This window comes from Sphingobacterium sp. UBA1897, from assembly GCF_002337775.1.
GTDB lineage: Bacteria > Bacteroidota > Bacteroidia > Sphingobacteriales > Sphingobacteriaceae > Sphingobacterium > Sphingobacterium siyangense.
In genome coordinates this window covers 106,971-122,930 of sequence record NZ_DDGR01000006.1, presented here as the reverse complement: position 1 = coordinate 122,930, position 15,960 = coordinate 106,971, and the positions used below count along the sequence as shown (strand labels likewise).

The 15,960-nt window shown below is 42.0% G+C and carries 17 protein-coding genes; 4 read left to right on the top strand and 13 right to left on the bottom strand.

All coding sequences use genetic code 11. From position 1 onward, the window contains the following. Positions 1-6: 6 nt before the first annotated feature. The 4 genes from B4N43_RS04835 to B4N43_RS04820 all read left to right on the top strand — a co-directional run bounded on the left by B4N43_RS04835 (position 7) and on the right by B4N43_RS04820 (position 5,272). The gene (locus B4N43_RS04835; RefSeq protein WP_286733196.1) at positions 7-678 is read left to right on the top strand and encodes a phosphatidate cytidylyltransferase; all 672 of its coding nucleotides are present in this window, start codon (positions 7-9) and stop codon (positions 676-678) included. Positions 679-823: 145 nt separating this feature from the next. Beyond that, a complete protein-coding gene (locus B4N43_RS04830) occupies positions 824-1,681 on the top strand; it encodes a retropepsin-like aspartic protease (RefSeq protein WP_286733194.1) in 858 nt (285 codons plus the stop codon). A gap of 45 nt (positions 1,682-1,726) precedes the next feature. Beyond that, the gene (locus tag B4N43_RS04825; RefSeq protein ID WP_286733192.1) at positions 1,727-2,728 is read left to right on the top strand and encodes an alpha/beta hydrolase; all 1,002 of its coding nucleotides are present in this window, start codon (positions 1,727-1,729) and stop codon (positions 2,726-2,728) included. A 213-nt stretch (positions 2,729-2,941) separates the two neighbouring features. Then, the gene (locus tag B4N43_RS04820) at positions 2,942-5,272 is read left to right on the top strand and encodes a GAF domain-containing protein (RefSeq protein ID WP_286733189.1); all 2,331 of its coding nucleotides are present in this window, start codon (positions 2,942-2,944) and stop codon (positions 5,270-5,272) included. 40 nt (positions 5,273-5,312) lie between these two features. Here B4N43_RS04820 and B4N43_RS04815 read toward each other — a convergent pair whose 3' ends face one another. From B4N43_RS04815 to B4N43_RS04755, 13 genes are all read right to left on the bottom strand, one after another. Continuing rightward, positions 5,313-5,888 carry a Crp/Fnr family transcriptional regulator gene (locus B4N43_RS04815; RefSeq protein ID WP_286733186.1) on the bottom strand — a complete coding sequence of 192 codons (576 nt, stop codon included), beginning with the start codon at positions 5,886-5,888 and terminating at the stop codon, positions 5,313-5,315. 388 nt (positions 5,889-6,276) lie between these two features. Then, positions 6,277-7,119, bottom strand: coding sequence for a helix-turn-helix domain-containing protein (locus tag B4N43_RS04810; protein WP_286733185.1), 843 nt, complete (start codon positions 7,117-7,119; stop codon positions 6,277-6,279). A 221-nt stretch (positions 7,120-7,340) separates the two neighbouring features. Next, a complete protein-coding gene (locus tag B4N43_RS04805; RefSeq protein WP_248931767.1) occupies positions 7,341-8,096 on the bottom strand; it encodes an SDR family oxidoreductase in 756 nt (251 codons plus the stop codon). Positions 8,097-8,538: 442 nt separating this feature from the next. Further along, complete coding sequence (mdlD, locus tag B4N43_RS04800; RefSeq protein WP_112376340.1) at positions 8,539-9,858, bottom strand: NAD(P)-dependent benzaldehyde dehydrogenase MdlD; 1,320 nt, start codon at positions 9,856-9,858, stop codon at positions 8,539-8,541. 447 nt (positions 9,859-10,305) lie between these two features. Next, on the bottom strand, positions 10,306-11,232 hold the full coding sequence (locus tag B4N43_RS04795) for a helix-turn-helix domain-containing protein (RefSeq protein WP_286733183.1): 927 nt from the start codon (positions 11,230-11,232) through the stop codon (positions 10,306-10,308). A gap of 57 nt (positions 11,233-11,289) precedes the next feature. Continuing rightward, positions 11,290-12,066, bottom strand: a complete 777-nt coding sequence (locus B4N43_RS04790; protein ID WP_201668932.1) for an SDR family NAD(P)-dependent oxidoreductase — start codon at positions 12,064-12,066, stop codon at positions 11,290-11,292. 146 nt (positions 12,067-12,212) lie between these two features. Further along, the gene (locus B4N43_RS04785; protein ID WP_286733179.1) at positions 12,213-12,863 is read right to left on the bottom strand and encodes a transcriptional regulator; all 651 of its coding nucleotides are present in this window, start codon (positions 12,861-12,863) and stop codon (positions 12,213-12,215) included. 234 nt (positions 12,864-13,097) lie between these two features. Continuing rightward, on the bottom strand, positions 13,098-13,247 hold the full coding sequence (locus B4N43_RS04780; protein WP_286733178.1) for a hypothetical protein: 150 nt from the start codon (positions 13,245-13,247) through the stop codon (positions 13,098-13,100). 19 nt (positions 13,248-13,266) lie between these two features. Next, a complete protein-coding gene (locus tag B4N43_RS04775; protein WP_286733177.1) occupies positions 13,267-13,710 on the bottom strand; it encodes a hypothetical protein in 444 nt (147 codons plus the stop codon). Positions 13,711-13,897: 187 nt separating this feature from the next. Beyond that, on the bottom strand, positions 13,898-14,167 hold the full coding sequence (locus B4N43_RS04770; RefSeq protein WP_286733175.1) for a hypothetical protein: 270 nt from the start codon (positions 14,165-14,167) through the stop codon (positions 13,898-13,900). Positions 14,168-14,445: 278 nt separating this feature from the next. After that, positions 14,446-15,303 carry a helix-turn-helix domain-containing protein gene (locus B4N43_RS04765; RefSeq protein ID WP_286733174.1) on the bottom strand — a complete coding sequence of 286 codons (858 nt, stop codon included), beginning with the start codon at positions 15,301-15,303 and terminating at the stop codon, positions 14,446-14,448. Between the two features lie 20 nt (positions 15,304-15,323). Further along, complete coding sequence (locus tag B4N43_RS04760; protein WP_286733172.1) at positions 15,324-15,740, bottom strand: response regulator; 417 nt, start codon at positions 15,738-15,740, stop codon at positions 15,324-15,326. Continuing rightward, positions 15,730-15,897, bottom strand: a complete 168-nt coding sequence (locus tag B4N43_RS04755) for a hypothetical protein (protein ID WP_158638771.1) — start codon at positions 15,895-15,897, stop codon at positions 15,730-15,732. The genes B4N43_RS04760 and B4N43_RS04755 overlap by 11 nt, the downstream gene beginning before the upstream one ends. Positions 15,898-15,960 lie beyond the last annotated feature (63 nt).

Here is a 15,960-nt window from a genome sequence, read left to right as displayed (position 1 = left end):
AACATCATGAAAAACGATTTAGAGAACATGCTCCTATTAGGCACCCTTTTCTTGCTGCTATTCGGACTTGCTGAACTATTGTATCAACAGTTTAAGGTCAAAGCTGAGTTTACCCGAAAACTCGTCCATGTAGGTACGGGGATAATCTGCATGTCGTTCCCGATTTTGATCAGCAGCCACTGGTCTGTTTTCATCCTATGCGGATTGTTCACTTTGATTTTATTGCTGTCCATCAAGTTCGATTTATTGAAATCTATCCATGCAATCGACCGAAAATCTGTCGGTAGCCTGGCCTATCCTGCGGCAGTCTATCTTTGCTTTCTCGCACAGATATTGTTGGACAAAGGGTCCATTTTTTATTATTTGCCCTTGCTCACCTTGGCAATATGTGATCCGATGGCGGCATTATCTGGCAAAAAATGGCCTTATGGTTCTTACCGCCTATTCGGTGCGCGAAAAACACTACTAGGATCCGCAGTGTTCTTTGTATGCACTTTGATTACCGTGGTTGTAATTGGATACTATATGCAAGAGCCAAGCCTGCACATGAGCGAAATCACCATGATATGTACCCTGGCTTTTGCCGTGACCATAGCCGAAGCATGTAGCAAAGACGGTTACGACAATATAAGCATTCCGGTCAGTAGCATGCTCAGTCTGTATATTCTATTTCCCTGATAACGAACAGTCCAGTTTTAAAGGTAGATGATGAAACTTCAAGCAATTTTATTTATCTTTATATTGAAATAAAGATTCGCTTAGCTATTCTGGCAAAAGCGATTAAAAATGACCATTTCATCTTTAAATCTAAAATCACTCCGACATGTATAAAACCGTATTAACGAGGCAATTTTATTTAAGCGTAATCGCCATCATAATCCTACCATTTACCACCTTGGGCCAAAGCCTTCCATTACAACTATTACCCTCCGGTCATATTGTAGTAGAAGCTGAAATCGAAGGAAAGAAAGGAAATTTTATCTTCGATACAGGCGGGGGGATTAATCTTTTTTTTGAAGATTTTGCCAAAGACCTGAAAAAAAATGAAAGCTATAATTTTCTCACGGCATTTCGCGCAACAGGTGAAAAAATGACAATCCCTATTTACAGATCCTCTACCATTAAATTCAATGGTAAAGAGTTTAATGATATTCCGTTTTCAACATTCGACATGAAATTGGCCGGTATTAATGGCCTAATTTCCCTTCCAATGCTTTACGACACTGAGTTTATAATAGACTACACAAAGAAACAGCTTATTTTTCCGAAGGAAAAACTAAAAAGTGAGAAAATTATTCAGATACAACTGACGACCAATGCCGATCGATCTCTTGATATCACCACGGAAGTATATCTAAACGACAAGTACAGGATCAACATTTTATTGGATTCAGGAGCTGGCGATGATTCATTTTGGTTTAGCGATCGGTTTATCCCTATCTTGGGATTGGATCCGTCCAAACTGGAAATAACGGCGAGAGCTAGTGAGTTTAATCCCGAGATAAAAACAAAATATTACAAAGGACGAATTTCATCTGTCTCCAATTCTTTCTCAAAAGTAGAGACTCCTACGGTCTCATTTGTTGAAGGATTGATCTATGAAGGAAAGACCAGCATCAATTGGCTGGGCAAAAAGCTCGGATTCAACTTAAAAGAAAAGAAGATCTATTTATTGGATTAATCACTCTTAGATTTATATAAAATTTGGATTATTAAAAAATACAAGATGAATACAATAAAACCTCTATTGATCATTGTCCTATTTTTACTATGCAATCTTAAGCACATACAGGGCCAGCAACTTACCCAGTATGGAAAATCCGATACACTTTCGATTAAATCACAAATCTTTAATTCCGATAGAAAAGTCATACTCACCAAATCGTTAATGGGCAAATCGGATACGTTGGCAAGGAAGACCGTTATCTATTTTGATGCTGACGATACCCACATAAACGGAACTGTTTTGCAATCTGCAGATAACCTTACCGCGACTGCTGAAATGCCCAAATCAAATCTGGTCGGCATCATGCAGGTCGATCGAAATACAGAATTTCTTGAAAAAGAAAAGTTAGCAGCTTTTCTTGAAAAAGAATTGATCCCCTACCTCAAAGCAAATCAATACGACACACAAAAAATAACGCTTATTGGGCATTCTTTTGGTGGATATTTTGCTACCTATCTGTACCTGACAAACAATCAGCTATTCAATTCCTGCATTGCTGTAAGTCCAGCATACTGGCCCAATAAAAAGGACCTATTCAATGATCTTAACAGTTTAGGAAACAACTCACTTTCAGGTGATTTTTACATGGCTATCGGAAACAAACGTTGGGACGATATTTCGATCACCAAATACATCGATGAAATGGACAAGTTGCTGACAAAGCATCAGCTACAAATCAGGTACAGACTAAACCGGCTTGATGGATTCAGTCACAACGCAACATCAACTGTAGGCATTGGATTGGGTTTAAGCTATATTTTCGATCTGTGGGAATGGCAAAATATATTGAAGGAACAAGAACGGCGTTTAAAAAGCTCACCCGACTTTTGGGGGCACCTTGAAATTAAAGCCGATGCGCTCTATCATTTAAAACGATATTCGGAAGCAAAAGAGGGCTACCTTAAATCGCTGCATTTCTTAATCAACGACAAGGAAGAACAAAAAGAGAACATCAGAACTGCAAGCAAAAGGTTAAAAGAAAAAATCAAAAAATGTAAGTAATACGCACTACAAAAACAGCTGAAACCGCATCAGTTCGTTCATATTCTTATACTATAGTTTTCGAAGCATGCAACATTATTTGCAAACACAGTTCAATGGCGCCAATGTCATTGCAGTGTTTTTATCCGTCCGCTTTGGGTTTTCTTTTCGCCGATTATTTTATATTTTTGTACATCTTCCAGCAATAATCTAATTTAGTCGGGAACAACCATTATGCAGTTTAACTTCGCCTTTGATTCCAGTCCGTTTAAAACCCTGATCGCTTTTCATAAGATTATACCATCCTTTGAAGCAGCGGCCCTATCGCCGGTTGGCTTTCAGGCCAGCTATGCCCGATCGCTACTGGAAGAAATCAGTAAATACCCCGAACTTATTGATGGGGTCGAAAAAGCGGCAGACCTGCTACGCTATGAGCCTATTATCAAGGTGCTGCTGGCCGACCTGTTCCCGAGCTCGCTGACACATAATGAGATCAAGGCCGTTACCATTCCCTTCCATCTCTATACGTTCAACCATACCGCAAGACTGGAAAAAATATTAGCGGATGCCGGCGATCACTATGAATTTAGTCTTCGTGATATCTCGCCCGATACCTATTATATTCTCAATTGCTGCGTTATCATCAGCCAGTATTACGGCTTTAAGGTGGATGCCATGGATGCCCCCCTCTTCTTGGATATTCCAGATAAGAATAATATCATCCATCATTACCGCGTCTTATTCAATGCCGATTTTATCGATGTCCTTCCGACAGAACAGGCGCTAGATCTTACGGCTGAAGATATTACCGAACTGGTCGACAACTTTTCGGATATTGCCCTATGGAAGTCCAAATTTCCCGAGCAGAGCTGGATCCTAAAAGGCTTTTCCATTATGACGCTTTTTGATGCGACCATTGAAAATGCGGTGTCAAGCTTCAAAAGCAATCTGCTGCGCGAAAAAAGTGCTGTCCAGCTGGCAGAAATAGAAAGCATTTTCAGGTCGATTTATAAAATAAATGATCTGCGCATCGGATTGACCTCCTTTGAAAAGGTCAGGAACGAGTACAACTTACGGATTGTCGAAAAACAGCTGTACAGTCATCTGCTTTATGATTCGACGATCGAGGAATGTGAAAACATGCTCTGCAGCGAGACCTTGGAGAACCTGCTCACCAAGGATGAATATTTTGTTGTACCGGATATTGACAAGCTGCCGCTGGGTGATCCAAAGCAGGCCTATTTTATCAACAAGCTCAAGCAGCAACAGGTGAAGAGCTTTATTTTTGTTCCCCTCGTCGAAGGCGACAAAGTGCTGGGCTTACTGGAAATGTCCTCATCCAAAGTGCGGGAGCTCAATTCGGTCAATGCCAACAAGCTCAACTTCATTTTACCCTTTATCAAAGATAAAGTCTCGAAAGCATTTGCCGAAACTGAAAATCAGGTCGAAGCGGTGATCCAAAAGGAATATACCGCCATACACCCGAGTGTCAAATGGCGGTTTCAGGAGGAAGCCATCCATTTCCTCAACGACCGTGCCTTTGGAAAAGACTATGTCCTGCAGGAAATCGTCTTTGACCATGTTTATCCGCTCTATGGACAGATCGACGTACAGGGGTCCTCAGAATCCCGCAATCAGGCCATCCGTCAGGACCTCATCAATCAGAGCAAGGAACTGATCGCACTGTTCACGGCAGTCAACCAAACGCAGCGATTGCCACTCTTTGAGCAGAAGGTCTTCGATCTGGAAAGAAACCTGACGACGCTGCAGCAAGCGCTGCTGACCGATACGGAACAGCTTATGCTCGATTATTTTAACCAGGATATTCACCCTATTCTAGAAAATTTCAGGAAAAACAACAAAAATAGCGTCGCCACCGAAGCCATCGACCGCTATTTTGAGCGGATCAACCTCTCTATCGGCGGTTTTTATGAGGCCCGACAGGATTATGACAACTCCATCACGCTGATCAATAAAAAGCTGGTGGCCATCCTCGACGAAAAGCAGGTGGAAGCCCAAGAATACTTTCCACATTACTACGAGCGCTACAAGACAGACGGTATCGAGCACAACATGTATATCGGGGCCTCCATCGCTCCCGGTCGGAATTTTGAGCTCTACTACCTACGCAATTTACGGCTGTGGCAGCTGCAGGTGATGTGCGCGATGGAACGCGAGTTTAGGCAGCTCCAGCCCGCCCTTCCGCATCAGCTGGAAGTGACCTCATTGGTACTGGTCTTTGCCACCCCCATTTCCATCCGCTTTCGCATGGACGAGAAGCAGTTTGATATCGATGGATCCTATAATGTACGCTACGAGATTGCCAAGAAACGCATTGATAAAGCCAAGATCAAGGGCTCGACGGAGCGCATCACACAAAAAGGCAAACTGGTTGTTGTCTACTCCAATGTACATGAAGAAACAGAATACCTGGGATACATCAACCTACTACAGCACAAAGGATTACTCGACGAAAATATCGAGCAGTTTGAGGTGGAAGATCTGCAGGGACTGGTTGGCCTGAAAGCGATCCGTGTGGGATTCAATTTTCAAGATTTGCACTAAAGTAATTCCTGGTGTTCCATCAGGTAGGCCAAGAAGAGTATCATCTAATGATCTGTTTGCGGATACGGCTCAAACTTTTGGGGTTCATGCCGAGGAACGATGCGATATATTGCATGGGTACGTTGTGCAGCAGATCTGGCTGTTCGGCCATGAGCTTGAGGTAGCGTTTTTCGGCCGTAAGCGTGGCTAGCTCTTTCGATCTCTTCTCATTATAACTCAAGGCTTGCTGAAACACATACACACTAAAGTCTTTAAATGCAGGCGATTGTGCAGTTAGCATATCGAGGTTTGCTTTAGTGATACGCAGCAGTTCGCAGTCGGTGATGCTTTCCAGGTTTTCTTCGGAACGCGTCTGATTGCTAAAATTCTGGTAAGAGCATATAAATCCCGGGGGACAGTTGATATGTGTCGTCAGTTCGTCGCCTTTATCGTTATAATGGAACAGACGTACAAAGCCCGATACAACGAAATAGAGGTAAGCCGGTACCTTTCCCTCCTCTTCGATGATCTGATGTTTGGCATAGCGCACTGGCTCCATATAGTTCTTACACAGATCAATTTCTGGCTCCGATAACTGGCAGTGTTGTTTGATAAGCTGAATAAACTTTGCGTGCATTGTATCTATTTTATTCGTGCCCCTCACCCTTGCGCTATGTAAATTCCTCATGCTTTGAGCGTGATATTGCATCCGGGGAAACGTTTCGTTGACTAAACAAATATACTAAAAGCGATTGACATACTAATAAAATTAGTAAACAAATATTTATTGAAATAAATACTTGATTTGAATCACGACTTGAAAAAGCAAAGTCACGCTTTGCGAGAGCCTTTTATGAAGCAGTGGATATTGCTTCATAACAAATGAAGCAGCCCGGGGGCTGCTTCATTGAAAAAATAGTCTTTGCGAAATGCCATTTAGGGTTTGCGGTTGCTTGCCCTCACCGGTCTGTCTGGTTTATACTCATCCCAGCCCTTAGACCGCAAATGATACACGTTATCCAAAATTATTGATCTCTTTCGTTACGGTACAAATGGGGTTGTTTGCCGGTATGTTTCTTCATGAAACTTCTGAAATTTGCGACATTACTAAAACCTATTTCGAAAGAAATCTGTAAAATGGATAGATTCGAATGTCTGATCAAGCGGATAGCCTCCTGGACTACAATTCCCGAAATGAATGCTTTTGCAGATTTTCCGCTGTTAGCTGCGCAGAGCTCGGAAAGCCTTCTGCTTGTAAGTTTTAATTTATTGGCATAAAAACTGACGGACGTACTTTCACGATAATACTTGTATACCAAAATGTTAAAGCTATTAAAAACAATCTGCTCCGATGAACTGCACAGCTTTGATAGAATCCCCTGAAGAGAGAGCCTGTAATGTCCTTCCAACAAAATTGACTCGACACAGTGATGAGCGACCAGATCCAATATTTCCGGTCCCTGTACCCGCGCCATTTTTATGCGTTCAATAATAGCCCCGTCAAAATAGGCCTGATTTCCCATTTTACCTTCAATCTGTATGGCATTCTGAATGCCATAGAACAATATGGAGTTGAGCATCTTCACGTCGGATTTCGATCTCAGATAAAACGCCGCGGTAAATGATAGCACATAGCCCCCTATTGGCGCATCGTTCATGAATTTGATTCGCTTCCTAGGCCCTACAAATAGTAGCTGTCCGCTATTCAGCGTATAAAACTCCCTATTTACAGCAATGACGATCGGTTCATCTATTTTTATGATGTAATAAGTATCACTTGCTATATCACTTTCGGTTTGTTGGAATTCGGCGAGTGTACAAATCCCAAAATCCTGTAGCCCTATTTCTAGGTCCTTACTATTCATCATCGTCTCGATAAGCGTTTATACAGTTATCAGCACTAAAACCTCCTGCAGATCATCTTCACTTGTCTGAGATCATAAGCTGATCCTATTTGGAACCCACATCGGATTGGAAGCTGTGCTATGTTATGAAGCTGTGCTGTATTATGAAGCTGTGCTATGTTATCATGCTCTGTTATCTGTGTATCAAAAGACAGTCAGCTTTGACTGCCTTTTGCTTACACATGTTATCTTGTGGTATACCCGCCATTTGCGAAAATAGTCTGTCCGGTTATCCACCAGCCATCCGTTACCAGAAACTCAATCAGTGGTGCAATGTCCTTAATATCGGTCAGTCCACCCAACGCAGACGCCGACTTGTGATAGGCCACAGCATCTTCAGATTCCTGTCCATAGAAGAAAGGTGTATCCATCGGACCAGGAGCTACCGCCGTAACTGAGATTCCACGCGGTCCGAATTCCTTAGAAGCAGCCCTTGTAAAATGTTCTACAGGAGCTTTCATTCCCGCATACGTCGAATAAAGGCCTGTATAGGCTGCTAATAAAGACGTAACGACAGTACAGATTTTGCCATTATCGTTGATCCGCTTGCCGGCTTCGAGAATAAAAAAATAAGCGACCTTCGAATTAATATCACTCATGCTGTCGTACTCAATCTCTGAAGTCTCCACAAATGGTTTTTTCAGTACTTTACCGACTGTATTGATTGCGATATCAACCTTTCCGAACTTTTCTTCGGCTTGGTCGAATAGCGCTTTTATATTTGATAGCTGTGTAAGGTCGCCCTGGACAAGCAGTCCCTCGGCACCAATCGCCTGTACATCCGACAATGTTTTTTCTGCCTCGGCTCTTGTGCTCTCACTATTGTAGTGAATGACAAGCTTTGCTCCTTGTGCCGCAAAATCCCGGCTCAACAGTCCCCCTAAGTTTTTCGCACCACCTGCGATCAAAACTACTTTTCCATTTACTTCTTGATTTGCCATAAATTTGAAAATTTGAATCCATCACCCACTGATTTGCCGTGGACGTGCTGGATTACAGGTTTAGATTCTATCAGCGCTTATTCTGGCCTCTCAAAGCCATTTTACCCCGCTAGAATCTCTCAAACCAAATATCAATAATTGAGCTGCCAATCAAAAAAAACAGGGTTTCACAATGCTATCACACTTATCAAAATAGCAGGTAGTCCCGTGGTTATCAATCCATATGCTTCGATAGCTAGAAAGAGTAGCTCGGTCGAAGTGATTTTCATTAAACAGTTAACTAATCTGATCTGAGGATTAAACAGTTAACTAACCCGATCTGAGGTTGGAACGGAAATATAACGTCCGGAAATATCCCCCCAAAAAAAGGACCACCCGTTGAGGTGGTCCTGATTAATTGATTAATTGTATGCGTGAATTATAGCCATTGCGTGAATTATCGCTATTTTACCTGCAGGATCGAACGCTGGTGACTAAAGTTTTCCAGACTGAATCTGCCGTGATATTTTCCCATTCCCGAAGCACCTACGCCACCGAAAGGAAGGTAATGCGATCCGACGTGGATCAATGTACTATTGATCTCCGCATCGCCGCTGGTGGTTCTTGCGATCACGTCATCGGCAAATTGCTGACTTTCAGAAAACACATAAAGCGCCAATGGCTTGGGTCTGCTATTGATCTCTTTCAGCACTTCATCGATATTGCTGTAAGTTAAAATAGGAAGGATCGGACCAAAAATTTCCTGCTGCATCACCGCGTCATTCCAGTTGACATCGTCCATCAAGGTTGCTTCAAAATGGCGTGTTTCCAGATCATATTTTCCCCCATAAATAACTTTTTCGGGAGCGGCATCCAGGTATCCCGCTAAATTCCCGATCTGATGCTGACTTACAATCTTACCGATTTTCCCTAAAGATTCATCGTTGTACGTAGCTTTAAGATAAGATTTCAACTGATCGATAAAGGCGCCCTTCACAGATTCATGCACATACACGTAATCCGGAGCAACACAGGTCTGTCCGCAATTGATCCATTTGCCGGCAGAAATGCGCTGAACGGCTTTTTCGATATCCGCATCATGGTGTACGATCGTTGGGGATTTTCCGCCCAGTTCCAAAGTAAGCGGAATCAGTTGTTCGGCAGCTGCCTTCATGACAATTTTGCCAACATTAGGGCTTCCCGTAAAAAAGATGTAATCAAAAGCAAGGCTCAATAGATAGGTGTTTTCTTCAATAGCGCCCTGAAAAACGGCAACATATTGTTCATCAAAAGCTTCGCTAACAATATCTTCAATCACCTGGGCAACATGGGGCGTGTTTTCAGAAGGTTTGATGATAGCCGTATTTCCGGCCATCAGGGCCCCGATCAGCGGACTGAAAGTCAACTGCACCGGGTAATTGAAGGGACCTATAATATAGTTTACACCGTAGGGCTCATAAATGTACTTACTGATGACTTCCGCTCCCGAAGCATGCGGTTTTGATTTGACATAGGTTGGTTTTGCCCATTCTTCCATATTTTCGATCATATCGTCGAGTTCATCGAGAACAATCTGAACTTCGACGTATTCTGCTTCTGCCCTGCTTTTTCCAAGATCGATATTCACTGCTTCACAGACCGCATCCGTGTAACTCGCAAAAACTTTACGGAAATTTTGCAACTGTCTTTTACGGAATGTGATTTCCTTCGTTGCTTGCGTGCCGAAAAAGTCTTTCTGTTTTTCGAATACTTCTTTTATTCTGTTTTTAATTTCTGTCGTCATTTGTTCGTGATTTTATGCATTTTAAAACACACATAGCGCATAAAGTGTTTGTTTTAATAAAGTAAAAGTGTCTAGTGTGTTTTATATCTTGTAGAACAAGATTATGGTGCCTTGATACAAAACAAAGGTAAAATAATTTTATATTGCGCAAAATATAATATTGTAATATATATATTAACTAAAACCTGTATTTATAGCATAATTTAACGTTATTATTACCCTTGCAGAGTACGTAATTTTACCCATTCAAAACTGGACTGTAATACCTATTTTAGGCTCATTAAATAAAATTTTCTATCTGAAAGATCTATGGCGGACATCAATACCATTGAAGGGTTGCAACAATAAAACCTCCCTATCCCTGCATTGGGTCAACAGCGAAGGGGTTATAATCTGGGCCAATCAGGCAGAACTTGATCTGCTCGGTTATACTCCGAACATATATTTTTACTTTGATTTAAACATCCCTCTAAATTCCAGTGGCGTCTGGGCGGTTTTCTTTTTGAACAGTTTGCTGAAACTCTGTGCATGCTCAAAACCCAGTTTGTAAGCAATTTCATTTACGGTAAGTTGTGTCGTTGATAATTTCTCTTTTGCCCGCTCAATAAGTTTATGGTGGATATACTGCTGCGTGCTCTGGCCAATGAGCGAACGTAGCATATCGCTTAGATAACCCGCAGACACATTCAACTGCTCCGAAAGAAAATGGACCGTTGGAACTCCCTGAATTACCGAATGATCATGATCCAGATAATCATCCAGCAGCGCTTCTGCCTTCAGTAGAATATCATTGTTTATATTTCTTCGCGTAATGAACTGCCGCTTGTAAAACCGATTGACGTAGCTCAGCATCAACTCCACCTGCGAGATAATGACTTCTTGGCTAAATTCGTCTATCCGGTTGTCAAGTTCATTTTTCATGAAATTCAAGATCGCTATCATCGTTTCTCTTTCCTGATCAGATAAATGTAACGCTTCATTCACAGAATAGGAGAAATAGCCGTACTTCCTAATTTTATGGGCTAAAGGGGAACCCAGGAAAAAGTCAGGATGGATCAGCAGCAGATAAGCATAGGTATCCCTATTATATTCTGTGCTGCCCACCAATTGATTGGGCGCAAAGAAAAGCATACTTCCTTCATTAAAATCATAGTACCCCCTGCCGTACTTGAGTTTTCCGCTGTTTTTTGTTATAAAAGTGATCTTGTAGAAACTCAGGACATCGTATATTGGAGCCATAGCGGTATTGAATGGATTATCCTGATTGAAATGGACCAAGCTAATCAAGGGATGCTGCGGTTTTGGTAGGCCAAAAGCTTCGTGACTCTCTGATATGGATATAAAGCGTTTTAACTTATCCTCTTTCTTTTTCATACAATAAATTTATAAAAAACCTGTAGCTTATAGCTACAGGTCTTCCTTTGTGTAATTCTACCAGGGCACTTGACCGCCTTGTTCTGTGCGATAGGTAGCCGGTCCCGTAAAGCTTCCATTGGGTATATCTTCCGCCAGCGCCACGCGTATCGGCTCAAGTGAGCCTTCTTCCACCGTATCTGTACCTTCAAAGTTATTCAGGGCTGTCGCTGTAAAACCCGGACTTACCAGATGTACCTTAACATTTGTATTTTCCAATTCATTTGCAAGAGAAAGGAAAACACCATTTAAAGCGGTTTTCGAAGCGCCATATACGGCATCAAATCCACTACGGAATGCATTGTCCGGATCTGCATTCAGGGTCAGTGAGCCTAGAGAACTTGAAACGGTTACGATCCTAGATTGTTTTGCATTCCGAAGTAAGGGCAACAAGGCCTGTGTTATGGCAAGCGTGCCAAAGACATTGGTTTCCCAAACCTGGCGCATTTCAGCTATGGATGTGACGCTTGCCTTCTGCGCACTAAGAATTTCCCACATTGTACGACCGGGGATCCCTACGTTTGAAATCGCCGCATTATTGACCAGCAAAGTAAGGTACCCAAACTCATTTTCTATTTTACCGACAGCATTCCTGATTGAATTATTGTCGGTAATATCCAGTTGAATGGCATGCGCTTCACCTCCTATCTGATTGGCGGCATCCTTTCCTTTTTCTAAATCTCGTGATCCAACAAACACATGATATCCATTTTCAGCAAGAGCTTTGGCAATCTGAAAACCAACACCTGTATTGGCACCTGTAACAAGGGCTACTTTTATTTCATTTGTCTGCATGTTAAACTTATTTAAATGTAACAGGACAAAGTTCCGCAACTATGGGCGGTCAATTGTAGTTGAATCGAGGATATTTCTAACCAAATTAAGGGTATATTCAGATTCAACGGTTGGGCGACTGTACTATATTAACTGATGTGGAATGATTAATTGCGCGCGGGATACGTTGGTGCTGGATAATCCCTGTCGACATGCATCTGATTGATTAAAATCTCCTTGATCAGGTGATTCATTCGCTTATCATTGACTTCTATTTTTACGATTTTGTGGCTGTAATAGCTGTCGCTTTCAAATTCGCTTTGGATTTTCTCGGCAAATGCAGGCGATAGCGATTTGTAGTTAAGTACAACTTCGGTTTCCTTTTCTGCTATTTTTTTTAACGTCAAAGTCCAGATTACCCCATACTCCGGAGAGAAAAAGACTTTTCTCGGCGGCGGTACTTTCAATTTTTTATTCTTTAACGTGTACGTATACAGTATATGAACACTTGGTTTGGAAACATCTTTTGCCGCAGCCGTGACCAATTTATGGTACTCTTTCTCGTTATCCACAACCGTTTCAATGCTTATCCCCTGCTCCTCAATTTCAAAGCGGGCAGTTGAATCTGTACTTCCCAGGGCTGTGATTTTCATTTTGCTGTCGACAAACTGGCCGGATATATCGGGGATGCCCTCTTTTACGCGGTCAAAACTTGCCGCTAAACGCATCGGGACCAATTTAGTCGTCAGCGTTTGCCCATGTAGGCTACCCGCCGCAGCAATAAAAAAGAGCATTATACCAACATATTTTCTCATCATAATTGTTTTAATTTAGCGATTTCAAAACGATTAAAATCTGATCTTGAGACCTGATATTAATGTAAATTACACTTTTTGTCCGTTGTTTTCTCCTGTTGTTCGAAATCTGGCTAATCACATTTACAATCCGCTGGATATTAATTCATATTCGCAATAGTTGGCTAATCAGTTCAATGCAATAGCGCTACGACACAGCAGCTAACTACCGTTGAACCATTGCCACGTAGCGTACCGTTAAACCATAGCCGTATAGAGCCCAGTTGAATCGTAGCCGTTTAGCGTATAGTTGAATCGTAGCCACATAGCGCCCAGTTGAATCGTAGCCGCGTAGCGTACGGTTGAACCATAGCCGTGTAGCGTATAGTACTTAAAAAGGTGTATCAAAGCCCGAGCTATAAAAAACTTAGCGTTTTTCCATCGCTTTCATGGCCAGTCCGGCTGCAATACCACCGATGACATACCAGGCAACAGTCATTAACTTTGTACGACTGGTTTTTTTTATGGGTTTGGCATCGAGTCCTGCCTGTTCCGGAATAGTCAATGTTGCGAGCCCTACCACAGTACCGAGCAAAGCTCCTTTCAGCAGTCTATTTTTTTGACCGCCATAGCCGATAAGCGTATATAACATGGCATTTGAGGCCACATCGGCGCCAAATGTAGCTGCTACCAGCGCATTACCTTGGGGTGGTTTAAATCCGGCGAAGCGTACTGTTTTTTTCATTGCCTCCTCACCCACCTTATCCACTTCGGGAGCCTGGGAATCAAATCTTTTGGCAGCGCTGTGCACTATATTGAGGACGAGTGCACCGATCAGTCCGCCCAGCATATTTTTATTCAATCCGTTCATAGGTTGTCTTTTTACTTTTTCAATCTTGCTTGTTAAGTTCTCAATCTTGCCGAGCCCATAGATCGACAGGTTATTTTAGAACGAATAGACCAGAAACCTCAAAGAAGTGCCGGTCTTTTCTAACTATTTATCCATCAAATGGATTGATAGAAAGACAAGAGTCAGATTGAAATCGTTTAAAAAAGCTTCAGTTATCTTTAACAGAAAACAGCCCTTTTATCTCGGCATGTCTCTTTTCGATCAGAAGAACCGTATGATCGTATTCCTCCTGAACCTTCTGATCCCTAAAGAATGGATGCAGCTCTCCTTCGACCAACTTATGCTCAGCAAATTTTATCAGAAGTGATTTGAGTTTCTCCCTTAACCGGCCGATCTCTTCATCGTTTCCTGTGGCTTCTCTAATCTTAGCTCCGACATCCGCATCATCGTCCTGCAATTGATCTTCAAATTTTTCCATAATTAAATTTATTTTAAAGTATTCTATTAAATACCAAATCAGCCCCCTACTTTCTCGTCTCCATTTCGATTTCTTCGATCCGCTATACATGCCCCCACAGTCCTTTCGATTTCCAATTTTTACACGTTTAATGCCGCTATTCACATACTTTCACAGCCCTTATCGTCCTACTTTTGGATAACAACTTTTTTGCGGGTTGTTATTTAATATAATATTAATGGACACTGGGGCGAAGGGATTCGTTCCAGTTTTTTTACAAAAATCCACACAAAAAAAAGCTACTCATGCGCATATGAACCGCTGGCCGCTCGCATTCTTTCACGGTACTGCAATGGATTGGAACCGGAATGTTTTTTGATAAAATGCCGAAAATTGGATTCTTCTGAAAATCCCATTTCATAGGAGATCTGGGAAATAGAAAGATCCGTATGTTCAATATAGCGCAGCGCTTCTTTCAGAACGATGTCGATAATGGCATTCTTAGCCGTTTTATTCCAGACTTCCGTACATAGATTGGTTAACTTTCTTGGCGTAATATGTAGTTTGTCTGCATAGAATTTGACGTTGCAATTTTCTTTATAATGTTTGTGTACGAGTATGGAAAAACGATTGGCCATTCCCTGCACCGTACTGTCCGTACCCCTGCTGAGTTCCTTATCGAAATCTGTTTCCCATATCCCTTGTAAAAGGATAGACTCGATGAAGTTGTGCACGATCAGCGATGTTACAGCGGCGTTTTTTGATTGATAACCTTGGATATTTCCCATGATCTGCATCTTCATCTCTTCCTGTTTTATCCGGCTTTTAACAGCCTTGAGCAATCTTTCACTGTCAAAAAATAGTCCCGAATTGATCAATGTCCTGTCCAGGGCCGACCTTTCGTAAAACCGTGAAGTAAAGCGGATCAGATACCCGCTCGGAGTGCCCGATCCACTGAGGGTAAAATCTTTCGCAGGACCAATAAAAACCAGCGTATTGCCTTCCATGCAAAAAGAATCATTCGCCAGGCGGATCTCAATGTCATCAAATAGTACCAGGATATTGAAAAGATCCTGACCATGATACCAATGGGGAAACCGCTGCTGCTGCCATTCCTTTAAAGGTATAATTTCAAATTCAGCCGCTTTACTGTCCATAAATGAGCTATGCTATGTATCTATTTTTTGCTTAATGGCGATCGGATGTCATCATCAAGCCAATATTTAATTTCGTCCAATGTCATTCTCAGGTTGGTTTTACTGAAAATGAAAAGTGCACCGTTGGCCTTAAACCGTTCAAGTTCGGTGATATTATCTGTGGTCGTATACCCGAATACTTTAATCGACGGAAACCGATCGCGGATATGAAGAGCGGCCTCATGTCCATCCATTACAGGCATATTAAGATCCGCAAGGCATACGTCGGGCAGCTCGGCGGTACTTTCGAGTTTTTTCAGGAGCTCCAGTCCATTACTGCAATTAAAACGCAGGTCAAATGTTTCATTGTTGACAAGCACTATTTTCATGAGCGTCCGCTGAAAGAGACTATCGTCGACAAATGCTATTTTTATTTTTCTTCCGATCTCAGTTGCCATCTTCTCCCTTCTGCAAAATATCCAATGGCAAATAGTCCTGTTCAGTTCCTGCTACAAAAGTAACCTGTATAGCCCCGAAAGCATCCTCCATCTCCACGCTGGTTGCATGAATTGCAGGTGGTATATATTCTCGTTTGGACTTTAATTGATCCTTCATTTGCGATTCTGTTTAAGTTTGAAATATATGCGTTAGTTACATAGTACTGTAGTCCAATTCAGA